The organism is Flavobacterium daejeonense DSM 17708, assembly GCF_000425425.1.
Lineage (GTDB): Bacteria > Bacteroidota > Bacteroidia > Flavobacteriales > Flavobacteriaceae > Flavobacterium > Flavobacterium daejeonense.
The window spans coordinates 1-22,771 of sequence record NZ_AUDK01000019.1 but is presented as its reverse complement, the minus strand read 5'-3'; the positions used below and the strand labels follow the sequence as shown (position 1 = coordinate 22,771).

Annotated in this window: 19 protein-coding genes; all 19 read right to left on the bottom strand. The window is 33.9% G+C overall.

The window, feature by feature from the left end; all coding sequences use genetic code 11:
• Positions 1-96 precede the first annotated feature (96 nt).
• The 19 genes from H599_RS0113110 to H599_RS0113015 all read right to left on the bottom strand — a co-directional run bounded on the left by H599_RS0113110 (position 97) and on the right by H599_RS0113015 (position 22,223).
• Entirely contained in the window at positions 97-945 is an 849-nt protein-coding gene (locus H599_RS0113110) for a glycosyltransferase (protein WP_035141636.1), read from the bottom strand.
• Positions 946-983: 38 nt separating this feature from the next.
• Positions 984-1,697: a glycosyltransferase family 2 protein gene (locus H599_RS0113105; RefSeq protein WP_026714549.1), complete on the bottom strand. Its 714-nt coding sequence runs from the start codon at positions 1,695-1,697 to the stop codon at positions 984-986.
• Positions 1,694-2,863, bottom strand: a complete 1,170-nt coding sequence (locus H599_RS0113100) for an O-antigen polymerase (protein WP_162174263.1) — start codon at positions 2,861-2,863, stop codon at positions 1,694-1,696. The genes H599_RS0113105 and H599_RS0113100 overlap by 4 nt, the downstream gene beginning before the upstream one ends.
• Positions 2,864-3,033: 170 nt before the next feature.
• On the bottom strand, positions 3,034-3,873 hold the full coding sequence (locus tag H599_RS0113095; RefSeq protein ID WP_026714547.1) for a glycosyltransferase: 840 nt from the start codon (positions 3,871-3,873) through the stop codon (positions 3,034-3,036).
• Positions 3,874-4,683: a glycosyltransferase family 2 protein gene (locus H599_RS0113090; protein ID WP_026714546.1), complete on the bottom strand. Its 810-nt coding sequence runs from the start codon at positions 4,681-4,683 to the stop codon at positions 3,874-3,876.
• A 20-nt stretch (positions 4,684-4,703) separates the two neighbouring features.
• Entirely contained in the window at positions 4,704-5,555 is an 852-nt protein-coding gene (locus H599_RS19760; protein ID WP_035141633.1) for a glycosyltransferase family 2 protein, read from the bottom strand.
• A gap of 221 nt (positions 5,556-5,776) precedes the next feature.
• Positions 5,777-7,201, bottom strand: a complete 1,425-nt coding sequence (locus tag H599_RS0113080) for a lipopolysaccharide biosynthesis protein (RefSeq protein WP_026714545.1) — start codon at positions 7,199-7,201, stop codon at positions 5,777-5,779.
• Between the two features lie 3 nt (positions 7,202-7,204).
• Entirely contained in the window at positions 7,205-8,176 is a 972-nt protein-coding gene (locus tag H599_RS0113075) for a glycosyltransferase (protein ID WP_035141631.1), read from the bottom strand.
• Positions 8,177-8,305: 129 nt separating this feature from the next.
• The gene (gene rfbH / locus H599_RS0113070) at positions 8,306-9,610 is read right to left on the bottom strand and encodes a lipopolysaccharide biosynthesis protein RfbH (RefSeq protein ID WP_026714543.1); all 1,305 of its coding nucleotides are present in this window, start codon (positions 9,608-9,610) and stop codon (positions 8,306-8,308) included.
• A gap of 16 nt (positions 9,611-9,626) precedes the next feature.
• Positions 9,627-10,514, bottom strand: coding sequence for an NAD-dependent epimerase/dehydratase family protein (locus H599_RS0113065; RefSeq protein WP_026714542.1), 888 nt, complete (start codon positions 10,512-10,514; stop codon positions 9,627-9,629).
• The gene (rfbG, locus tag H599_RS0113060) at positions 10,507-11,586 is read right to left on the bottom strand and encodes a CDP-glucose 4,6-dehydratase (protein ID WP_026714541.1); all 1,080 of its coding nucleotides are present in this window, start codon (positions 11,584-11,586) and stop codon (positions 10,507-10,509) included. The genes H599_RS0113065 and rfbG overlap by 8 nt, the downstream gene beginning before the upstream one ends.
• 59 nt (positions 11,587-11,645) lie before the next feature.
• Entirely contained in the window at positions 11,646-12,422 is a 777-nt protein-coding gene (gene rfbF, locus H599_RS0113055; protein WP_026714540.1) for a glucose-1-phosphate cytidylyltransferase, read from the bottom strand.
• A 5-nt stretch (positions 12,423-12,427) separates the two neighbouring features.
• On the bottom strand, positions 12,428-13,462 hold the full coding sequence (locus H599_RS0113050; protein WP_026714539.1) for an iron-sulfur cluster-binding domain-containing protein: 1,035 nt from the start codon (positions 13,460-13,462) through the stop codon (positions 12,428-12,430).
• The gene (locus tag H599_RS0113045; RefSeq protein WP_026714538.1) at positions 13,462-14,520 is read right to left on the bottom strand and encodes a Wzz/FepE/Etk N-terminal domain-containing protein; all 1,059 of its coding nucleotides are present in this window, start codon (positions 14,518-14,520) and stop codon (positions 13,462-13,464) included. Before H599_RS0113045 ends, H599_RS0113050 begins: the two co-directional genes overlap by 1 nt.
• 114 nt (positions 14,521-14,634) lie before the next feature.
• Positions 14,635-15,009: a four helix bundle protein gene (locus tag H599_RS0113040; protein ID WP_026714537.1), complete on the bottom strand. Its 375-nt coding sequence runs from the start codon at positions 15,007-15,009 to the stop codon at positions 14,635-14,637.
• A gap of 80 nt (positions 15,010-15,089) precedes the next feature.
• Positions 15,090-17,513: an SLBB domain-containing protein gene (locus tag H599_RS0113035; protein WP_026714536.1), complete on the bottom strand. Its 2,424-nt coding sequence runs from the start codon at positions 17,511-17,513 to the stop codon at positions 15,090-15,092.
• Positions 17,514-18,039: 526 nt separating this feature from the next.
• A complete protein-coding gene (gene rfbB, locus H599_RS0113025; protein ID WP_026714535.1) occupies positions 18,040-19,086 on the bottom strand; it encodes a dTDP-glucose 4,6-dehydratase in 1,047 nt (348 codons plus the stop codon).
• 439 nt (positions 19,087-19,525) lie between these two features.
• Complete coding sequence (locus H599_RS0113020; protein WP_026714534.1) at positions 19,526-20,533, bottom strand: mannose-1-phosphate guanylyltransferase; 1,008 nt, start codon at positions 20,531-20,533, stop codon at positions 19,526-19,528.
• A gap of 397 nt (positions 20,534-20,930) precedes the next feature.
• Positions 20,931-22,223, bottom strand: coding sequence for a nucleotide sugar dehydrogenase (locus H599_RS0113015; RefSeq protein ID WP_026714533.1), 1,293 nt, complete (start codon positions 22,221-22,223; stop codon positions 20,931-20,933).
• Positions 22,224-22,771 lie beyond the last annotated feature (548 nt).

The following is a 22,771-nucleotide window of genomic DNA, read 5'->3' as shown; positions in this document are numbered from 1 at the left end:
ATTTGTCAGTTTTTTTAATTTATTTTCAAAAATTTGAATTTATCTTTAGCTCTAAAATGCTTTCAAAAAACTTATTGCCTTTCAATTTGAAAGCAATTATTTTTTTAACCGCATTATATTTTCAATTGTAAATTTATTTACTGTTTTTCTATTTTTATCAAAAATCCATCCCCATTTATTAAAATAGTAAAATGCAGATGAAAAATACATTTTCAAATTAGAAAAAGTTAAGAAAGTTTTATATAGATGGTCGTGGTAAACAAACTGATGCGGAAAAAAAACTGTTCTAAATCCAGCTTCATTACATCTACGTGTTATATCTAAATCTTCCATATGCATAAATATTTTTTCGTCAAACCCATTTATTTTTTTTAATACTTCAGTGTTAAAGACCATAAAACATCCTGATAAATAAGGGACATCCATTATAATATCATATCCACTAAATTTCAATTCAAATTTATCCGAAATCCTTTTTTTCAACTTTTTAAATGGCAAAAATCTTCTTGTAAAAAAGTCAAATGGACTGGGCAATAATTTAGCAAGATACTGAATTTTTCCATTAGGATACAATACTTTAGGCATAACTAACCCAATAGTTTTATCTTTTTCCATAAAAGAAATAATTTCTTCAATTACTCCTTTTGAATAATATATATCCGGATTTAAAACAAGATGATACTTAGAAATATCAGAAAACTTCTTTATACCAATATTATGGGAAGTACCATAACCCGGATTAGATGGATTATGAACGTATTCCACTCTGGAATCAATTTTAATATTGGCTAAATCATTAGTCGGTGAATTGTCTATTAAAACTAATTTAACTTCTAAATCCGTGTTTAAAAAACTATCAATTGCATCTAGAAGTTGCTTTCTGTCATTTTTATAAATCACCAAACTACATACAATATCGTATACAAACTCTTTTTTTTGTTTCATATTTGTAGAGCTATTTTGATCTCCAATTTGAATTTAATTTAGAATCTTGTTATTTTTCTTAGTAACAAATGATAAATTAACAAAACTCGAAATGCAAACTTCTTCCGAAATGAAAATTTACTTTTACCTGTTGCAGTAAAAGAAACATTTTCCAAATGTCTTCTATACCTGATTAACTTTGAATTGTTATAGTTCACTTTAAAAAAGATTTCTCCTATCAGACCTATCCAGCTATCGTGCATAGGGATTGTTTTAGGAAACGGTAACGCTTTTTGTTTTAATTCATTAGTAAAAGCCATACAACAACCTATGTAGCTATTTTTAATTATATTATTTGAAATACCCTTTTTTGAAGCATTAAACTTAAAAAAAGATTCTTCAATGATTTCACCAGTTGTTGATTCAAAAATTGAGCAATCTGATAAAATTAAATCATATCCCATCCTAAAATCATCCAGACAAACTCTTACCTTATTTGGTTCCCAAATATCATCCTGATCAGATAAAAAAATTAAATCTCCTGAGGCATTCTTAATAGCATTTTCGAAATTTTGAACAACCCCAATTCCTAAATTATTAAATATTTTAATTCGAGAATCATTAAGTTCTCTTATAATTTCAAGTGTTTTATCTGTTGAATGATCATCTGAAATTATAACTTCATCATCTATACTCAACTGATTTAAAATAGATGCTAACTGCTCTTCAATATATTTCTCACCATTATAGGTGGCCATACAAACTGAAATCATAAATTATTATTTTTTACCAAACCGCCTACCATAATTTTATTAAATAACAGCCCAATCCACACCAACATAGAACCAAAATAATTAACAAACATCCCCATTAAAATACAAAACACAATAATAGCAAATTTAACAATTGCTTCAGGTCGTCTATTATGATATTGTCTATAATAACGTAAAGCTAAAAAACCGTAGAAGGCATTTAAAAATATAACTCCAAAAAAACCAAAATCCAAGTACGGATCAGCTAAAAAGGTTCCTACCCTAAGCTCCGAATCCAATTCGGGTATTCTTTGAACTAAACCCGTTTTCTCTATCAAAAAAAGGGATAGTATCGGACGAAACGTATAGATTCCAAAACCAAAAAAATGAATCGAATCACTAAAATTAATCATCTCATCCAATACGGTAAAACGGATTGAACTGTATAAAACAAAAAAAGATTCTAACAAAGTTAATTCATCATTCTCAATACCAGCATACGCCCTATAAAGTTCGGCTGCCGAAAAAGTACTTTCTGAATCAATTCGCAAAAATATTAATGCTACAAAAACACCTAAAGCAACGCCTACAATTCGGAATATTTTTTTAAAGGACACTTTATTATAAAAAGTGTAAGTCATAAAAAAAGTAATCCCACATATTAAATACAATTGCTTACTCAAATAATTCAATAAAATAAAAAGAGACAAAAATGATATTCTAAAAAATTCTCGCTTAGTAATTATTTTTTCTTTATAAAAAATGTAGGACCAACTAGGAAGTATCGCATTTAATAAAATAAAATAATGTAGAAAAGGAATCAGTTTCCCATTGGTATCATTGTAAACATCTACACTAGTAATATTCAATATTGGGATATACCCAAAAACAAAACATTCTAAAACAAAAGTTATCAATGCAGATATTGAAAGTAAACGCAGCAATAATAAACGTAATTTAGTATCTAACTTAAGAAAGCCAATCGGTACATACGAATAGTCAATAGATGCAAAAAAAAGATAAAAAATAATAGATAAATTGACTACAAAAAAGGTATTAACAGAATAACCTTTTTGATCAACAGAAAACTGTAAAAAACTGTAAGACAATTCAAAAATAAAGGGAATTAGTATCGAAATAGGATTAAGTGCATTATTAAATCGTATATAGGAATATACAAATACCACTATCGCAAAAATATAATAACCTATAAAACAATATAATTGATTTAATTCAACTCCAATTTGGACATACCGATAAAACAGCAGTATCCCAACAAAGAGGAGCAAAACTAACCCTATAATATTCTTTTTTTTTAACACCCTAAATAAATTTTGACAATCAAAATCAATTGTGATTAAGTAAAAAGCTGCCGTAAACTAGCCTGCCAATAACCTGAATTAGTAAATCGTAATTGCTTCAATATTCTAAAAAGTAGTCTGCATTTAAAAATAAGCAAACTCAATATCCCTTCCTCTTTTACAAACAAAAATTCTGATCGCAACATCTGTTGATATCTACTCAATGAAATAGTAGCTTCATAATTCCCCAAAACAGATAATTCCTGATAAATACAACTATTCATAATATAAACCGCATGCGCTGTTTTATAAATCATCCGAAAGTACCAATGGTCTAACATATCTAAAGAATACTTCTCTGAAAAACCACTAATCGAATTGATAAAATTCACTCGCAATAAAGTACCAGAATTAATACCACTAACAGCAAGTTTAGAAATACCGCTAGCAACTTTTACAGGACGACAAATAGCGCCGCTATGCATTTGCGTAGGCGAAATTAAACTATCTCCCTCGTGTGATTGCACACGAGGCATAATAGCCGCAACATGGTTAGGAATTGGCTTTTGTAACAAGCGCACTACTTCGTCATAATAATCCGCCGTAAAATGGGTATCCTGATCCAACAGTAACATCCAGATCGCCCCTCTTTCAATTGCTTTTTGAAGTGCAAAATTATAAGCTTTACTCAATCCCGGGTTAGATTCATCAAATACATACTGAATTTTAAAATTTTCATGTTGAAATACACTTTCTTCATATTGACGAGTCGGACTATTATCAAATACTAATAGTGGTGTATTATTAGAAACGAATTTACCTAACGATTGTATCGTTTTAGATTCCGATAAACTCATTTTGTACAATACCAAAACGATAAAGAATTGATCTGACATTTAAAACAAAGATTTTAACAACCGTAAAGGTTTTAATAAAAAAGAACCAAAGCGATACTCTTTAGAATGTAACAGATTAGTATATTCAAAGGATAATTTAGGATCAAAAAAATGGGAAGAATATAAATCCTTGTGGTTTTCATAAATTTGCCTACGTAAGCGATGCTGCTTTTCTAAATCAATCCCTGTAGTTCGTGACTTGGATTGTATCCGATAATAAAATAATGCTTCCGGAATCTTATAGGCGTTACCGTTCTTCCCTAACAAGGATAGCCAAAAATCCCAATCCTCTAAACCTTCTTTCATATTTGGATTATATCCTATTGTTTTATCATAATCAATTCTTCGAAAAAGTGAAGTACAAACCATTAAATTCTGTCCTAAAAGAGCACCTAAACTATACGAGGGTAGTTGATACAAACCTTTTTTCTTCCCAAAAAACTGAACATCTGTATACACTACTTTAATTTCTGGTCGAGCATCTAATACGGCAACCGTACGGGCTAAAAATTCTGGAGACAGAATATCATCGCCATCTAATGGCAAAATATAATCTCCTTTTGACAGTTGTATAGCATTGTTTCTAGCCGTACAAACGCCTTTGTTTTCTTGAAAACAATAGTGAAATCGATGATCTCCTGAAATGGTTTCTAAAATAATCGTTTCTGAATGGTCTATAGATCCGTCATTCATAATGATACATTCCCAATTGCCATAAGTTTGTTGCAATACACTTTCAAGTGTTTCTGCTAAAAAATGCGCTTGATTATAACAGGGAACTATAATAGAAACTTTAGATAATTCATTCATTATTAATAGTAGTTAAATAATTAAACCTTTATAACCCTTAATTTTGTTAACAAATGATTTTTAATTATTTTATGTACAAACTTAAAAGGCTTTAATATAAAAAGACCCGTTTTAAAATATACATTTTCAATATTGCAATATTTTTTGTAATAAATAGGTATTATATCTTCATATCTCAAATTTCTTCTTTTGCAAGCCAGAAAAATAACAAACATGTGATTTGCAAATGCTTTTGCAGAATTATTATTTGTTGAAATTCCTCCTTTGTGAATCCTATATTTATAAGTGATTGAATCAAGATACTTTATGGCACCCTGTTCTTCTAATTTATAATATAAATCCTGATCTACAGCCCTTCTCAAGTCAGGATTTATTCCCTCAGATGCTTTATAATTTTTACTTTTAAAACTAACAAAATGAGTAATACTATTCCCAAATTCTAAACATGATAAACCACTTATAGATGTCCCTTTATAAATATATTTTGGTTTTAACTTCTCATCACAACTATAATAATTTGAATATACCATACTCACATTTATATCCAATTGATGCTCCTTTACCATAACTTGAACTGCCTCTGGCATTAAAGCATCATCCGGATCCAGAAAACCACAAAGTTCACCAGTTGCTAATTCTGCACAACGCTTTTTGGTATAGCCACAACCACCATTTTGATCGTTTTGCACCAAAACAAAACGTGGATCATCCCCTATTTGTGTTTTTATTAATTCTAACGAATTATCAGTTGAGGCATCATCCACAATTATAACTTCCCAATTTGTATAAGTTTGTGCAATAATACTATCATAGCAGTCTTTAAAAAAATGACCATTATTATAGTTTGCAATAAGTATGCTGAATTTTGTCATACAATTTATTTTCAAAATTTTATCTTTCCGTATTAAATTTTATTTAAAAAACTATAAAAAACACAATGATTTTAAGTTAATAAAAAAACTTTATTGTTATCAATTACATTTTTTTCTAAAGACCGTTCATTAACAGTATTTAAATTAATTAAGGTTTGTTTTCTTTACGCAACCCATAAAAAATATATACTTTTTAATATTTAAAAAAATAAAACCAACAACTAAGCTCTCATCCCTCTATAAACATCTATTATTTGCCGACCTGCCAAAATACCCCAAATCACAACTGCAATAAATATTTTCAAGAATAAAGACATCCACAAATTATAATGAATCAAATAAGGTGCAAACATTGATCCTGTAATATAAAAGCAAACAGCAACAAAAACAGGCCAATAAAGCAACCTAAAAAAGTCTGAAAGTGATTGTTCTAATACTTTTTTTATTAATATAAAATAACATTGAAAAAAATTAAAAGCAAATGCTAATACCAGCATCCATGCTAATTTTTCTAAATCTTTAAAAACTAAGACCCCAACCAGAATAGATGACACCATCACAATGGCTGATAAAAATCCAGAAACAAACAATCGCTTGGTATCATTGGCTACCTGAAATATAGAACCAGAACTTGACAATACTATTTGTATGCCTGCCGATAAAGCTAGAATTTCAAAAACTGGAACTGAAGCCTTCCACTGACTACCAAATACAATAAAAATCAATTCGCTTGCTGAAAAATGCAAAAAAACGGATAACGGAAACCCTATCAATGCTAAGATACTGACCAACTTAGAGTAAACACTAAATATCTTTACTTTATCATCTTGATACTCGTATAAAACTGGCTGTATTACTGGTGAAAAAACATGTGTAAGATTCTCAATTGGTATCATCATTAATCGATACGATTTATCATAATACCCTAAAGCTGAAGGTGAAATATATTTACCTATTAATAAATTATCAGCGTTCCTTGAAAAAAAATTAATAAAACCAAACAAAAATTGATATGTGGCAAATTTTGATATTTTCTGTAAAGTCTGCTTAGAAAAAAAACTTATCCCCAAAGGATTTTTAAAGTAATTAAAACAAAATACAAAAAGCCCCGAACACAAAGTATAAATCACCAAGGCCCAAACTCCCAAACCATTTAAAGCGCAAATGATACCGACACCCCCAGATAAAAGCTGTACTAAAAGCTGTCTGTACATGATAAACTTGAACTTCCTTTCTTTTAGCAACAAAGCATTAGGTATAATATTAACACAATTCAGTACAATCCCAAAAGCCAGCAACCTACACAACAAAACAAGCCTGTCCTCTTCATAAAATGAAGCAATACATGGAGCCGCTATAATAAATAATAAAGACAAAACAACTCCAACTACTATCGTAAAAAAAAACAGCTCCTGATAATCTCGTTTACTTAAATCCTGCCGTTGAACAACAGCAGGTCCAATGCCCATTTCTGCCAACAAATTAAAAAAAGTAATCAATACAGAGACAATCGCAATCAATCCAAAATCCGAAGGCCTTAAAATTCGTGAAAGCACCCCAGTTATTACCAAACTTACTATGATACCGAGATACTTAGTCAACGCAGTAAAAAAAACGCCGGAAATGAATTGTTTTTTTATGGACATAGGTTAGTTGGGAATAATTTTACTTTTAACTCTTAGCTTTCTTCCTAATGAATTGAAATAAAACATTGTAACAAAAACAGGCAAATAGAACTTTGTTATCCAATTAGTTCTTTTCGAAATAATTATCAAAAACAATGATCTTATAAAATTTATTTTCCCATGCTGTAAATATATAAAATAGCGCCATGACTGACTTACTATAACTTTTTTTTGTAAAAGAAATTTTTGATAGTAGGATATCCCTTTTATTTTTTGATAATTATCAAAAATATGAGGGATCAAACCATCCTTCCCATATCCCCAATCTTTATCTTTTTGAATAGCGGCAGTAACATAAACGGGAGAAAAAGTCAGATGTAAAGTTGAATAGTTTAAACAACAATAACTAGTAAAATAAATAAATGGATACAAATTATTAACATTTTGTTCTTTGTAGATTCTAAACAATCCTTCATTTTTTAGAACTAATCCACTAAGTTGATGACCTCGTATTGAATTTTCAAGACAATTACTAAACCCTTTTAAATATAATTTAGTTGGCAAATCAAAATCCCTACCAACTCTAGGAATTAGTTCATTGCCTTCATAATCTACTGATATATAGGAGGGAATTATACATCCTATTTTATTATCATCTTCAATTGACTTTATGACTTGAACTAAATATTCTTCTTTAATATAATCATCGTCACCTAAATACATTACAAATGGTGTTTCACACTTTTCTAAAACAAACAATGCATTCTTCTCAAGTCCAATATTTAAATTTTGATTATAAATAATTAGTTCAGACTTAATTGAACTTTTCAAAATTTCAAGAGTTTTTCGAGTTTCATCTGTTGAAAAATTATTTGAGACTAGTATTTTGACCGTATTTTCAAGTTCGTTGTTAGTTATATAATAATCTAACATCTCAATGTTTTTCTTAAGATACCGAACCCTATTATAAGTTGGTATAAGTATTGTTAACTTCACTAAAATATTTTTTTTTAAAGAGTATTACACTATTATTAATTTTAACTGTTTCATTTTTAAATCCTCAAAATCAAAATATTTACAATTATTCTTTTTTAAGATCAAACCTAACCAATAACTCTTAAAAGCTTAAGAATTTAAATAATCTCTAATTACTTTTGCAATATAATCATAATGCGACTCATTCAATCCTGGCCAAACGCCTAACCAAAACGATTGATTCATAATGGTATCCGTATTGGTTAAATCACCAACGACCCTATGTTCTATATTCGCATAAGCAGGCTGACGCAACAAGTTCCCACCAAACAACAAACGGGTACCAATTTTTTTCTCTTCAAGATGTTGCACCAGCATGTGACGGTCGGCTGCATCGCCCTCTCGCAAAGTCAACAAAAATCCAAACCACGATGGGTCCGAATTCGGAGTAGGTTCTGGAAGAATGAATACTTCTTCAAACTCTTTCATACGTTCATACAAAGCAGCGTAATTTTCTCTACGGCGTTGTACAAAACTGTCAATCTTTTTAATTTGTGATACCCCAAAAGCTGCTTGCATATCGGTAACTTTTAGGTTAAAACCAATATGAGAATAAGTATATTTATGGTCATATCCATAAGGTAAAGTTCCTAATTGTTGTCCGAAACGACAGCCACAAGTGTCGTCTTTTCCCGGTTCGCAATAGCAATCACGACCCCAGTCTCGGAAACTTTCGGCTAATTTAGACAACACAGGATTGTTAATCAATACCGCACCGCCTTCACCCATGGTAATATGGTGTGCTGGGTAAAAAGAAAAAGTGGAAATATCACCAAAAGTTCCCGTTTTTTGTCCTTTATACATAGCCCCCAGTGAATCACAATCATCCTCTACTACCCAAAGATTGTATTTTTTAGCCACTCGCATTACCTCATCCAAATCAAAAGGATTCCCCAAAGAGTGGGCAATCATTATCGCTTTGGTTTTTGGGCTTACTGCTGCCTCAATCATATCGGCCTTTACATTATGCGTGGCTATATCCACATCAATAAATACGGGAATCGCTCCAAACTGGATAATTGGATTTACTGTTGTAGGAAATCCTGCTGCTACGGTAATCACCTCATCTCCAGGCTTAATTGCTCTATCTCCGAGTTTAGGGGAAGTTAAAGCATAAAATGCCACCAAATTCGCTGAAGAACCTGAATTTACCAATAAAGCTCTGTGCGCCCCAAAATACTTGGCAAAATCTTCCTCAAATGTATTGGCAAAACGACCTGCTGTGAGCCAACCGTCTAAGGTGGCATCTACACCCATTAATACATCTTCTTCATCCAACACTTTTCCGGTAACGGGAATATAATTCTCTCCTGCGATGATTACCTGAGTCGTTTTCGCCTTTGCTATAGCTTTCAAACTATCTAGTAGTGAAGTGTCTTGTATATTTTTTAACATATTCTAAAAATTATATTTATCTTAATTCTAATTCTATCATTTTTCTAATCGCTGTTTTCAAATCATAATTTGGCTTCCAACCTATTTTAGATAAAGATTCAATATTTGCTATTGAATTATGTATTTCCTCTTTTCTATTTGAAATTGCCCCAAAAACCAATTTTGATTTTGATTTCGTTTCCTCAGCTATTAATTCCACAAATTGGCGAACAGATACGGATTCCCCCCTACCTACTTCAAACTCGGAACATTCAGCAATAAATTCAATATTATTTAGTACTTTTAAATATGCATTTACAACATCCTCGACATAAACAAAATCTCTTTTTTGCAATCCATCAGTTAATAAAACTTCCTTTTCTGATTTCAACATCTTATGCAAAACATCTGTCACAAATTTATTATCAGAATCAAACTCTCCAAAGATATGTTCTAATCTTAAATTAACAGCCTTAAATCCTTCTCGTTTACAAAATAAATAATCTAAAAAATATTTTTTGGAATTTGTATACTGATTTAGATAAGAAGAATTCGAATGTTCAGGCTTCCCAAAAAAAGTGTCTGAATTCATAAATAATTTAAGATCTCTTTCTAAACCAAATTCTATCAATTGAATTGGAAAAATAACATTTGTCTTTAAAACTTCCGAAGTTTTTGCATTCCTACCGTATTCTGTAGCAGTATGAATAATTGTTTCAATTTTGTGATTTTGAAATAACTCATTTAAATTATTTGATTTTTCATTAAAATAAAATAAATCGAAATCACCTTTAACACTTTCAATCCTATTTAAGTTTGAAGTTTTTCGAACTAAAGCAACAACATTATAATCATCTTCAACTAATTTTTTTAAAATTTTACTCCCTAAAAAACCAGTAGCCCCTGTTATTAAAATTTTATTCATCCAAAAATCTGTTTATCTGTGCTGTTGTAAAATCGTCAATGTTATTTTTATTAGAGTTAAATTCACTATACCAATCCATTGCCATACTCACCGCTTGTTGGGCATTCATTTTAGGTTGCCATTTTAATTCGTTTATTGCTTTGCTAATATCCAATTTCAACAATCCAGCTTCATGAGGTTGTCCTTCCACTTTTTCTACTCTATATTCCCCTTTTCCCCAACTAGCAATCGCTAGTTTGAGCATTTCGGCCACAGGAAGTGCATCTGATAAATGCGGTCCAAAATTATAGGCTTGACTATATTGAACAGGCGAAACAACTAAATGGGTGCCTAACAATAAATATCCAATTACCGGTTCTAAAACATGTTGCCAAGGTCGCACCGAATTGGGATTACGTATTACAACTGGTTTTTCTAGAGCAAAAGCTTTGGCAATATCGGGTATCAAACGATCTTGCGACCAATCGCCACCACCTATTACATTGCCCGCTCTGGCAACTGCAATGGCTTTTTGGTGTGTCGTATATCTTTTTGTATTGAAAAAAGAATTTCGATACGAATCGATTACCAATTCTGTACAAGCTTTACTCGCACTATAGGGATCATAGCCTCCTAATCGATCGTTCTCTCTATAGGGATAAAGCCATTCATTGTTATGATACACCTTATCCGTTGTAATTAACACTACCGAACAGGATTTGTCAAGAAGACGCACAGCATCTAAAACATTAGCTGTCCCTATAGCATTTACTTCAAAGGTTTCGGCTGGAATTTCATAAGACAACCGCACCAATGGCTGTGCCGCTAAATGAAAGACAAAATCGGGTTGAAACGAAAGTAATGCTTCTTCCAAACACTTTTTATCACGCAAATCAGCGATCACCGAAGTACAAAGGGTATCCCCTGCAATCAGATGATATAAATCATCTTCCGTTTGAGGTGCTAAAGCATAGCCTTTTACTTCCGCTCCCAAAAGAGACAAGGTTTTTAACATCCAAGCTCCTTTAAAACCCGTATGACCGGTTAGGAACACTTTTTTGCCTTGGTAGGTTTGTTGTAATTTATTGAACATTACCTTTTAATTTTTTTTATAACTTTTGAACAATTAAACTTTTAAACGCATAAACTTCCTTACCAAGTCTTCCACTTCGCTTTACCTGAACTCCATAATTCTTCTAATTCATGACGGTCACGTAATGCATCCATACATTTCCAAAATCCGTGGTGTTTATAGGCTGCCAATTGACTATCTTGAGCAATAGCAGCCAAGGGTCCCTTCTCCCATTGTACATCAGTCACATCGCCTTCCAAATATTTAAAAATACCTGGCTCTAGCACAAAAAAACCGCCATTTATCCACATTCCATCTCCTATTGGTTTTTCGATAAAATTATCCACGAAGCCTCCTTCTTTAATATCCAAATTTCCAAAACGTCCAGGTATCTGAACACTAGTTAAGGTAGCCAAACGCCCGTGAGATAGATGAAATTTCAATAAGGCTTTAAAATCGACATCCGCAACACCATCACCATACGTCAACATAAACGTTTCATTCTGTACGTACTTCTGGACTCGCTTTAATCGTCCAGCTGTATTCGTATGTAATCCTGTATCAATCAAAGTAACCTTAAAAGATTCAGTTTCCGAAAAATGTACATTAATATTGTTGTTTGCCAATTCGATAGTGACATCTGAATTATGCAAATAATAATTATAAAAATACTCTTTAATATAAGTAGCTTTATATCCTAAGCAAATTACGAACTCATTATAACCATGCTGCTCGTACATTTTTAATATGTGCCATAAAATAGGTTTCCCTCCAATTTCAACCATTGGCTTGGGGCGCGCTTCGGTTTCTTCCATGAGTCGGGTTCCGAAACCTCCTGCAAAAATTACTACTTTCATAAATATTATATTTCTATATATACATTATTTGTTAAAGGATAAGTACAACAAAGTAAATACTCATCTTCTAAAAGATCCTTTCGCTCTTGTATTCCAATCATCTTACCTTTACCTCCTTTTAATTGCCCTTTACAAGTACTGCAATTCCCTGTTTGGCAGGAATAAGGCAATTCTATAGCAGCATCTAAAGCCGCCTCTAAAATGCTCTTCCCTTTTGTAACCTCCAATTCAGTCTCTTTATTTTCAAAATTTAAGATAACTTTCCTTGTTTCAATACCATCAAAATCTTTGGGATTTTTAACCAACTCAAAATCTTCTATCAATACATTTTCTTTAGGCAAATCATACTTTGCTAAAACTGTCTTAATATTATTTTTCAAATCAGATGGTCCGCAAATGTAATGCAAACTCTCTTTGATCTTATCCGATTCATAATTTCTAAGTACTTGATGAGGCTCTATTCTGCCTAAAATACTGATAGCAGTATTTTCTTTTTGCTGAGAACAGGTATGAAAATGAGTGATTTGCAATCTATCCGAATATTTCTGCTGCAAAATATGCAAAGCATCCCAAAAAATAGAACTTTCAATATTATGATTTCCGTAAATCAAATGTACTTGAGTGTCTGACAAAGATTCTTCGTTTAAAATAAATTTCAACAACGAAAATAATGGAGTTACACCACTTCCAACACCCCAAAGAAATACATTTTTTATGTTAGATACTATGGGATATATAAAATCACCCATAGGAGGTAAAACCTCGATAACATCCCCAACTTTTACTTCATCATTAATATAATTAGAAACTATCCCATTAGGCACTCTTTTAATAGTCACTTCCAAAGAAGAATCTACTTTAGGAGCAGAAGAAAAAGAATAAGGTCTTAAATACCTACGGCCATTAATCTTAAAGACTAAAGTAAGATATTGCCCCGCCAGGTATTTTATTTTTTTTAATCCCGGTTGTTTAAAACACAGTGTAACCGTATTTCCCGTTTCTTTCTTTATTTCAATTACTTTAAGAGTATATGTATTCATCAATTCAAAATTGATTTTAAAATTTTTCTAATAATCAACACCAATACTGTTAAAAAACCTGCCAATATCCCTCCTAATACTATTCCCTTGGCTTTTCCAAATTTTTCCTTTGCCAATGGTAAAATAGGCCTATCAATCACCTGAATCAAAGGGGTTTCTTTACGCAAAGTGACCTTGGCTAGTTCAGTCTGTTTGACCAACTCGGTCAATATTGCCGTATTGGCCTGTACATCCACCTGTCTGCGGGCGGAAGGAGTACGACGCACGTTCAATGCGGGATTCAAATTAAAGGTATTATCATTGGCTACCGCTACTCCGGTAATGGCACCGTTCAATTCGCGACGAATAGAATCCGTTTGTCGTTCTAAAATCAGCATGTTTTCACGGGCTTTCCTGCTTTTAGTCTCCACATAAAAATCGGATACCTCTTTGGCCAGCGCCTCACAAAAATATTTGGAAAACAATTCATTTTCCGAAGCCACATCAATGTTAATGATGGAAATCTTTTTGTCTTTTTGGACTACAGAAAGACTCTCTTTCAATAAATTTTCATAGATCTTCCCCATAACACTATCCTGAACTCTGCTAAATTCTTCCCTACGGGCATTTGGTACGAATTCTAATTTAGCCAATTTCGGTTTTTTCTCCCATTTCTCTCTCCATTCCTTATTTTGAATATACATCTCCGCCAGCGACATCGTCTTATCGTTTACTACTACCGGACTTAACAGAGTTTGTTCCACCATCGAACGGGATTTGAACAATTCTGTTAAATTAGAAGCTGAAAAGGCTCCACCACCGCTACCGCCTAAATCCAATCCAAAAGACGATGCCAATCCTAATGCACCACCCAATCCACCTCCTTTTTCATCTTCCATTGCAAAAGAAAGTGTAGCCGTATAAACCGGTTTTTTAATAAAAGAATACGTCAGTCCTAAAGCTGCTCCTATTACTCCGGCCAGCACAATCACTTTCCATTTCGAAAGCAAATAATCCCACCATTCTTTGCCTTTTTCAATTAATTCCTTTAAGGATATTTCGTCGTTTTGTTCGTTCATTTTTCAGTTGTCGGTTTTCCGTTATCTGTTATCTGTCCCGATAGCTATCGGGATCGGTTGTCGGTTGTCGGTTGTCGGTTGTCGGTTAACTCATAATCGAAAACGAATAACAGTTTATTCAAATTTATTCCAATTATTTTCTACATATTTTAAAAAGGAGAACAACTTAGCTCCTAGAATATCATAGTCAGTTTTCAATTCTTTCCATTCTGCTGTCAATTCGGGATATAGTACCCCTAATTTTTCCAGATGACATAAGGTTTCTAAATTACTGGCATGCGAATAAGTCAAAAACTTGATAAAATCCTGTTTGTATCTTTTTCTTCCATACCCTTCAACGATATTAGTAGCTACTGCATCTGAAGATCTTCTTAACTGACTACCTAATTCATACAATTCATACTTAAGCAATTGCAAAGAAACACGGTGTATCCTATAAAATAACGACAAACTCAAATTGTAAATATCTAAATCTTTATAACTCTTCATTTTTTTATCGTTTTTTTTGTTGTCTGTTAACTAATAACCCATAACCGATAACAGAGAACCGATAACTCACAACCCACAACTTATTTAAAAGCAGTAATAATCAACAAGGCCAAACTGCTAAATACACTACCAATACTTACCCATTCACCGGTACTCATTCGCTTTCTTTCCGGCTTTTCAGGTACTACAATCTGAGAATCCGGGGTTACTTTTGGATAAGATTTAAAGAATAAGAAAGAGGAGGTTACATCTGCCTTGCCGTTAGGATAAATCACATAGGCTCTTTTCTTCCAGCCTTTGCTGTTAACCCCTCCAACCGCATTAAGATAATAGTTTAATCCTTTACTTTTTCTGTAAGGAATCTCAGAATTCAATAATACATTTCCGGTCACTTTTACCCCTTCATTAAAAGTGCTCACCACAATTTCATCTTCCGGGAATAAGGTCACATTAGAATAATGCGCTTTGTCTTTTTCAATTTTTTCCCAGTCCAAAGGAATAACCGAAAATTTAACCTCTTCTTTTAGTTTTTTAGTCATACCTTCTTTTAGGCTGTCATTTTGAGATAAATTCAAATCGATACGTTCAATATCATCAATTTGTTCCTGCTTAATAGGCCTTAGAATTTTCATCCCTTCGATGTTAGCCACAGCGGTCAAACCTCCGGCACGCATCACCACATTATAAACGGATTCTTTTTTATTGGCTAAAACATATTTTCCGGGATAAACCACCGCACCACTCACTTTAATCATCTGCGGTTTTTCATATACCGCCATTCTTCGAACGTTGATCACATCAAAAGGTTTCAACACAAAATTCTTTACCTGCTCATTGTTATCGGCTGTAATTTCTAATGCAAGCAATTCAACACGCTTCGGATCATTATCATTCCTTTCATCCGACTTGATCATTCGGGCAATCTCCACACGCTTAGAAGCCGAACCCGTTAATCCGCCCACCTGTACAATTAAATCGTTCAGACTTAAATTATCAACATATTCGTATTCTCCCGGATTTTTTACCTCACCATCAATCGTTACTTTATATTCTTCCCTGAAATCTAAAACAGAATAAATGGTTACCTCATCTTCCCTTTTCAACGCAATATCCGCATTCGCATCACCCGATAAAGCTGCTGCTAAATCCACATTGACTATTTCAGTTGTTAAGTCTGATTTTAAACGAATAATTCGGGCTCTTTTAGTATAAGCGTCTTCTTTTAAACCTTCCGCTCTTTGAATCAGATCGGAAACCCGCATCCCTTCGCTGTAGGAATAATAATCCGGTCTGAAAACTGCCCCGGCTATTTTAATTCGGTTTTCAAATCGGTTTAAAATCTTAGTGATTCGGAAAACATCTCCCGCCTGTGGCTGGTAAGACGAAAATTCCTTTTCACTAATATCCTTAACCTTAAACTCTTTTCCGGTTTTTTGGGTCACATTCACCGAAGCCGTATAAGCAAATTCATTGAAGCCGGAAGCAAAACGCAATAAATCGGAAAATGTTTCTCCTTTTTTCATCTCAAAAATCCCCGGACGTTTTACTTCTCCCGTAACCGTAACCCTTTGGGTATAAACCGGAATACGAATCACATCATTCTCCTTTAAAGTCACATTGTCCGACTGATCGCCTTTGACCAAAAAACGATAAATATCTACATACTTATAAACCTTATTATTTCGAATTAATTCGATATTTCGGTAGCTGCCGTTTTTCCCCGGACCTCCCGCCAAATGCAAGGCATTATATACCGTTGCCAATGAAGAAATGGCATAATTCCCCGGCTGTTTTCCTCCTACAATGGTAATGCTAATCGTTCGGATACGACTCAAACTAACACTTACCTGAGACTGTCCCGAAGCTACTGTACTATAAACCCGAGCAATCGCAGCCTTTATTTTTTGGGTAGCTGCTTCTATGGTCATACCGGAAACTGCAATTTCGCCCACATATTGAATGGAAATTTTCCCTTCAGCGCTAACAGGAATACTGGCATTATATTCCTGTACCCCATAGACACTCACCTGCAATTCATCACCAGGGCCTAAGATATAGTTGACCGGAGTAGCCAGATTCGAATCGGGTTCAAAATTTAAGGTTGGATTATCAAACAACTCCGAACCAAATATCATCGCATTGACAGAATCTTTTACCTTGTTATTGGCAATTTTGTCTAAAATACGTCCCGAATTATTCGTCTTTCCAGTCGTATTCCCGGCTGCCTTATTATTTAAGGAACCTGTGGAAAGACTGTTTAATCGTTCCTTCAATTTAGCAAATTCAGCAGCGCTCATGCCTTTTGATAAAGCCATCGGTTCTGCCTGCTCAATAGTCATGTTATTACTTTGCAATTGTGCTTTAATCTTAGCAATATCGGCATCCGATAAATTAGCTACTTTTACCGTACTCAAATCATTGGATTTTAGTATATCCTGAGCATAAGAATGATATGAAAGTAAAAGTGTAAAAAAGAATACGAAAACAAGTTTTATGTTTTTCATTTGTCTTTATTGTTTTTCGATGATATTAGTAATTCAAAAAATTATATGCTGTTGATCTGAAATTATTAAAAACGGTTCCCGATATACGTCACTTCGAGTAGCGAAGCGTATCGGGAAGCCTATAGTAAACCATCGTTCTCGATACATTTTTATAAAAATGCTACCGCTATTTTATAAAAAAAACCGAACTGACGTTTTTCTATAACTAAGCAATATTTGTTCTTAAAAATTTTAATTTTCTTTTTTGCTTGATCAAAAAAGAAACAAAAAAATCAAGTCTACACATCCTCGTCGGTCAAATTTATTTTCGAATGCTAAAAGAAAAGAACTCGTCCTTCGTCCTCAAACAACTTTTCTTTTTACGCATTCTTCAAATATTTGACACTCGACTGCGGATGCTAAGGACATTTCATTTTCGTAAATAATAAACGGTTTGGTTACAATTTTCAAGAAGTCCCCAGGCTTTAAAACATCATTTTATCTAATTTTTTTTTTGTATAAAATCACATTTCGAGCTGGTGTTTTCTTACGAATATTGTTTTTTATAATAGTCTTTATAGGCGCCGGAAGTGACATTTTTAAGCCATTCCTCATTCGCCAGATACCAGTTAATCGTTCGTTCCAAACCTTCTTCAAAAGTCACTGACGGTTTCCATCCCAGTTCTTTATTAATTTTAGAAGCATCAATGGCATAACGCAAATCATGTCCCGGACGATCTTTGACATAAGTAATCAACTGCTGAGAAGTTCCTGCTGCCCTGCCCAATTTTTGATCCATAATCTGGCATAATAATTTAACCAAATCGATATTCTTCCATTCGTTAAAACCACCAATATTATAGGTTTCGTGATTTTTACCTTCATGAAAAACCAAATCAATCGCAATAGCATGATCCTCTACAAAAAGCCAGTCACGGGTATAATGACCATCCCCGTAAACCGGTAACGGCTTATTATGGATAATATTATTAATAAACAACGGAATTAATTTTTCCGGAAAATGATAAGAACCGTAATTATTGGAACAATTGGTCAACACATAAGGCAGTCCGTAGGTTTCTCCATACGCTCTGACAAAATGATCCGAACTTGCCTTTGAAGCCGAATAAGGCGAATTAGGATCGTAAGGAGTTGTTTCCGTAAAAAGCCCCTCTGCACCCAGACTTCCATAAACCTCATCGGTACTAATATGATAAAAGCGCTTGCCTTCAAAATTGTCTTTCCACTGATTTTTAGCGGCATTTAGTAAATTCATCGTCCCGATCACATTGGTTTTCACAAAAGCCAACGGATCTTCAATAGAGCGGTCAACATGAGACTCCGCCGCTAAATGCAATACCCCGTCAAAATGATGTATTGAAAAAAGTTCGTTAATGAAAGCTTCATCCACAATATCCCCTTTGACAAAAGTATAATTCTCGCTATGTTCAATATCCTTAATATTTTCCAGATTCCCTGCATAGGTCAGTGCATCTAAATTATAAATGTGGTATTCCGGATATTTGGTCACAAAACGTCGAACCACATGCGATCCGATAAATCCGGCACCACCGGTAATCAGTATTTTTTTCATTTTATTTTTTTATTTTTTTATTTTAACCCGCTGAGTAAAATTATCAAAAACGTCAGTTCGGGTAAAATTTCAGAAAATGCGAGCAGCTTTTTCTAAAATTTATATCGAGAACCATTCTCATATAAAAAACGTCACTTCGAGTGTTTTACGTAGTGTAACGGAGTAAAAATTATCGAGAAGTCTCGTTTACCAAATAGTTCACGATACTCCAAACCACTTTTCTGTCGCAAAGCTGTTCTCAACCCGAACTGACGGTGTGATGAACTGATGTCCTGTTTCCGTCACTTCGAGTGTTTTACGCAGTGTAACTGAGTAAAACGTATCGAGAAGCCTCGTTTACCAAATAGTTAACCTTTATTATCCGTCACTTCGATTTTCATTATAAAATCGTATCGGGAACAAGAAAATTGATCATCAAAGAACAATGTCACCCAAAAGCTTAATTTAATAATTCGGAATGTTGACTTTCCAATTCATTATATAAATCTTTCACATCCTGCGAATATTCTTTTTGCAAAACCAGATTGGCATTTTCAGTGGCTACTAAAATCGTATTTTTCATACCGATAAAAGCCGTATAATTTTGAACCCCTATCACCATATTACCATGTTCATCCACCGGATGTCCTTTGGATAACAAATAATCATAAACCGATTCAAAAGACCCTAAATCAGACCATAAAAACTGAGAGTGAATCACCTTTATCTTCTTAGAACGTTCCATCACCGCATAATCCACACTGATGGAAGGAATGTCTAATGACAATCCTAAATCTAATTTCCCATTTTCGCTATGTTCCCAGGTTTTTTTAGCTCTTTTATACACCTTAGGCTGGAAGTGTTTCAATTCGTCCAGCAATACACCCGCCTTAAAGCAAAACATTCCACTATTCCATAAAAAGTTCTTCTTTGCTAAAAAACCTTTTGCGGTAACTAAATTAGGCTTTTCTCTAAAAGAAAGCACATTTTCACCCTTAGCTTCAATATAACCATAACCGGTTTCCGGTTTAGTAGGCACAATTCCGAAAGTAACAATATTGCCTTCTTCCGCTTTTGAGATAGCATCTGCAACTGCAATATCATATTGTTCTTTACCTTCAATAATATGATCCATTGGAGTTACAATCAAAATATCCTCCGGATCGGCAGCAAAAGCGGCAAAAGCAATCGCAGCTGCGGTATTTCGGGGAGTAGCTTCTACAATATCAAAATAGTCCGTATTCGTCTTTTCCAGAATTCTTCTACTCAGATGGCAATTATCGACATTACCCACCACAATCACTTTGTCAGCAATATCACGGTTTCGATCTACGGTCAATTCAAACAAAGATTTTCCGTCAAAAATCTCTAAATATTGTTTGGGTCTGCTCTTTCGGGACAATGGCCATAAACGACTACCTACCCCTCCGGTAAGGATAACGTGTATAATATTGTGTTTTTTATTCATATTAACTGTTATCAGTTATCTGTCCCGATAGCTATCGGGATCTGTTGTCAGTTTTCTGTTGTTGGTGCTTAATATAAAAATCCATTTTACATATCTTATTTCCAAGCTTACACCTCCCTAGCTCTCCTTCAATGTCATTAAGTTAAGGATACGTCTGTTCGGGTTGGCTTACAATTTGCGATAGAAAATCGTAAGCCAGTATCGAGAACTCTAGTTTAAACAAGACTTCTCGATACAATTTTAAATAATAAAGCTACCGCATTATTATTTAAAATCACTCGAAGTGACGACAAAAAGCTTAACTTAATGACATTGAGCTCTCCTCAAGGAGGGAATTCGTAATGTATAAACGAGACAAATTCCCCTCTTAAGAGGGGTTAGGGGTGTGTTATTTCAACTACAACCTCCCATCAACTGCTGTTCCTAAAACGCCTTTTACATCATATAAAACACTGCTCTCTTTCTGCAATGTTGACAAATCCATGGTTAAAAATTCAGCATGAGCCACTCCTAGTACGATTGCATCATATTTTTTCCCTTCTATGGGTTTAGAATTACATTCCAGTCCATATTCATGCTGTACTTCTTCCGGATTGGCTAATGGATCGCAAAGCGTAATTGTAATTCCATATTCCTGTAACGCTTTAATCACGTCTATGATTTTGGTATTGCGTACATCCGGACAGTTTTCTTTAAAAGTAATTCCTAACATCAATAGTGAAGCACCATTGACTGAAATCCCTTTCTTAATCATCAGTTTCACCACCTGAGACGCCACATACTCCCCCATACTATCATTTAAACGACGTCCGGCTAAAATAATTTCGGGATGATAGCCTAATTCCTGTGCTTTTTGCGCCAAATAATAAGGATCAACCCCTATGCAATGCCCTCCCACCAATCCAGGCTTAAAGGGCAAAAAATTCCATTTGGTTCCCGCAGCAGCCAGTACAGCACTGGTATCAATGCTCATTAAACTAAATATTTTAGCTAATTCATTGACAAAAGCAATATTGATGTCCCGTTGGGAATTTTCAATCACTTTAGCCGCTTCAGCCACTTTGATAGAAGGCGCCAGATGCGTTCCGGCAGTAATCACCGATTGATATAAGGCATCTACTTTTTGTCCGACTTCGGGAGTAGAACCGGCTGTTACTTTTAAAATTTTATCGACCGTATGTTCTTTATCGCCGGGATTAATACGTTCCGGAGAATATCCGGCAAAAAAATCAACATTAAATTTCAGACCGGAAACCCGTTCCAAAACCGGCACACATTCCTCTTCTGTCACTCCCGGATAAACGGTGGATTCATAAATAACAATATCCCCTTTTTTTAAACCCTTACCGACTGTTTCACTCGCTTTGTACAGCGGAGTCAAATCGGGGCGGTTATTCTTATCAACAGGAGTAGGAACTGTAACAATATAATAAGTACAATCGGCAATATCCTCCAGTTGATTACTGCAATACAAACCTTTACTTGTTTGTATTTCCTCCTTGGAAATCAAAACCGATTGTAAAACCAACTCTTCGACTTCTAAAGTGTCATCAACCCCATTGTTCAGGGCTTCTATTCTTTTTTGATTGATATCAAAGCCAACAACTGCATATCGGGTAGCAAACAAACGAGCCAATGGCAATCCGACATAGCCCAGCCCTATTACAGCTATTTTAGAATTTGAACTCATAAATTAGGGTCATTTCAGGAATTGTAGTGAATTTACTCCAACGCTTCGCGGTTCCAACCCACACAAAACGAGTCAGAATCCTTTTTTTTACGTGTGCAAATATAACTACTTCAAGTCGAATTACCATTATATATTTAGCCGTTGGACGTGACAAACATTCCATTCATCGACAAAAAAAACCTAAACCACTACTAATCAACACCAAAAAACTTACAACAAAAAAGTTTTACGCCAAAAAATCACCAAATTTAGTGATGTCAAAAGAACCATAAAATCACAGATTAATCTTATTTTATTAGTTGTCAGTTGTCAGTTGTGGGTTTTGAGTTGTGAGTTCTGGGTTAGAAAAACATACGTTGGTTTATTACTACAGGTCAGTTCGGGTGTCAGTTCGGGTTGAGAAACAATTTGCAACAGAAAATTGTTTCGAAGTATCGAGAACCGTTATGTGACAAAACCTTCTCGATACGTTTTATTCCGTTTCACTACATAAAACACTCGAAGTGACGACACAAGAATTACACGAATACCCATACGTCAGTTCGGGT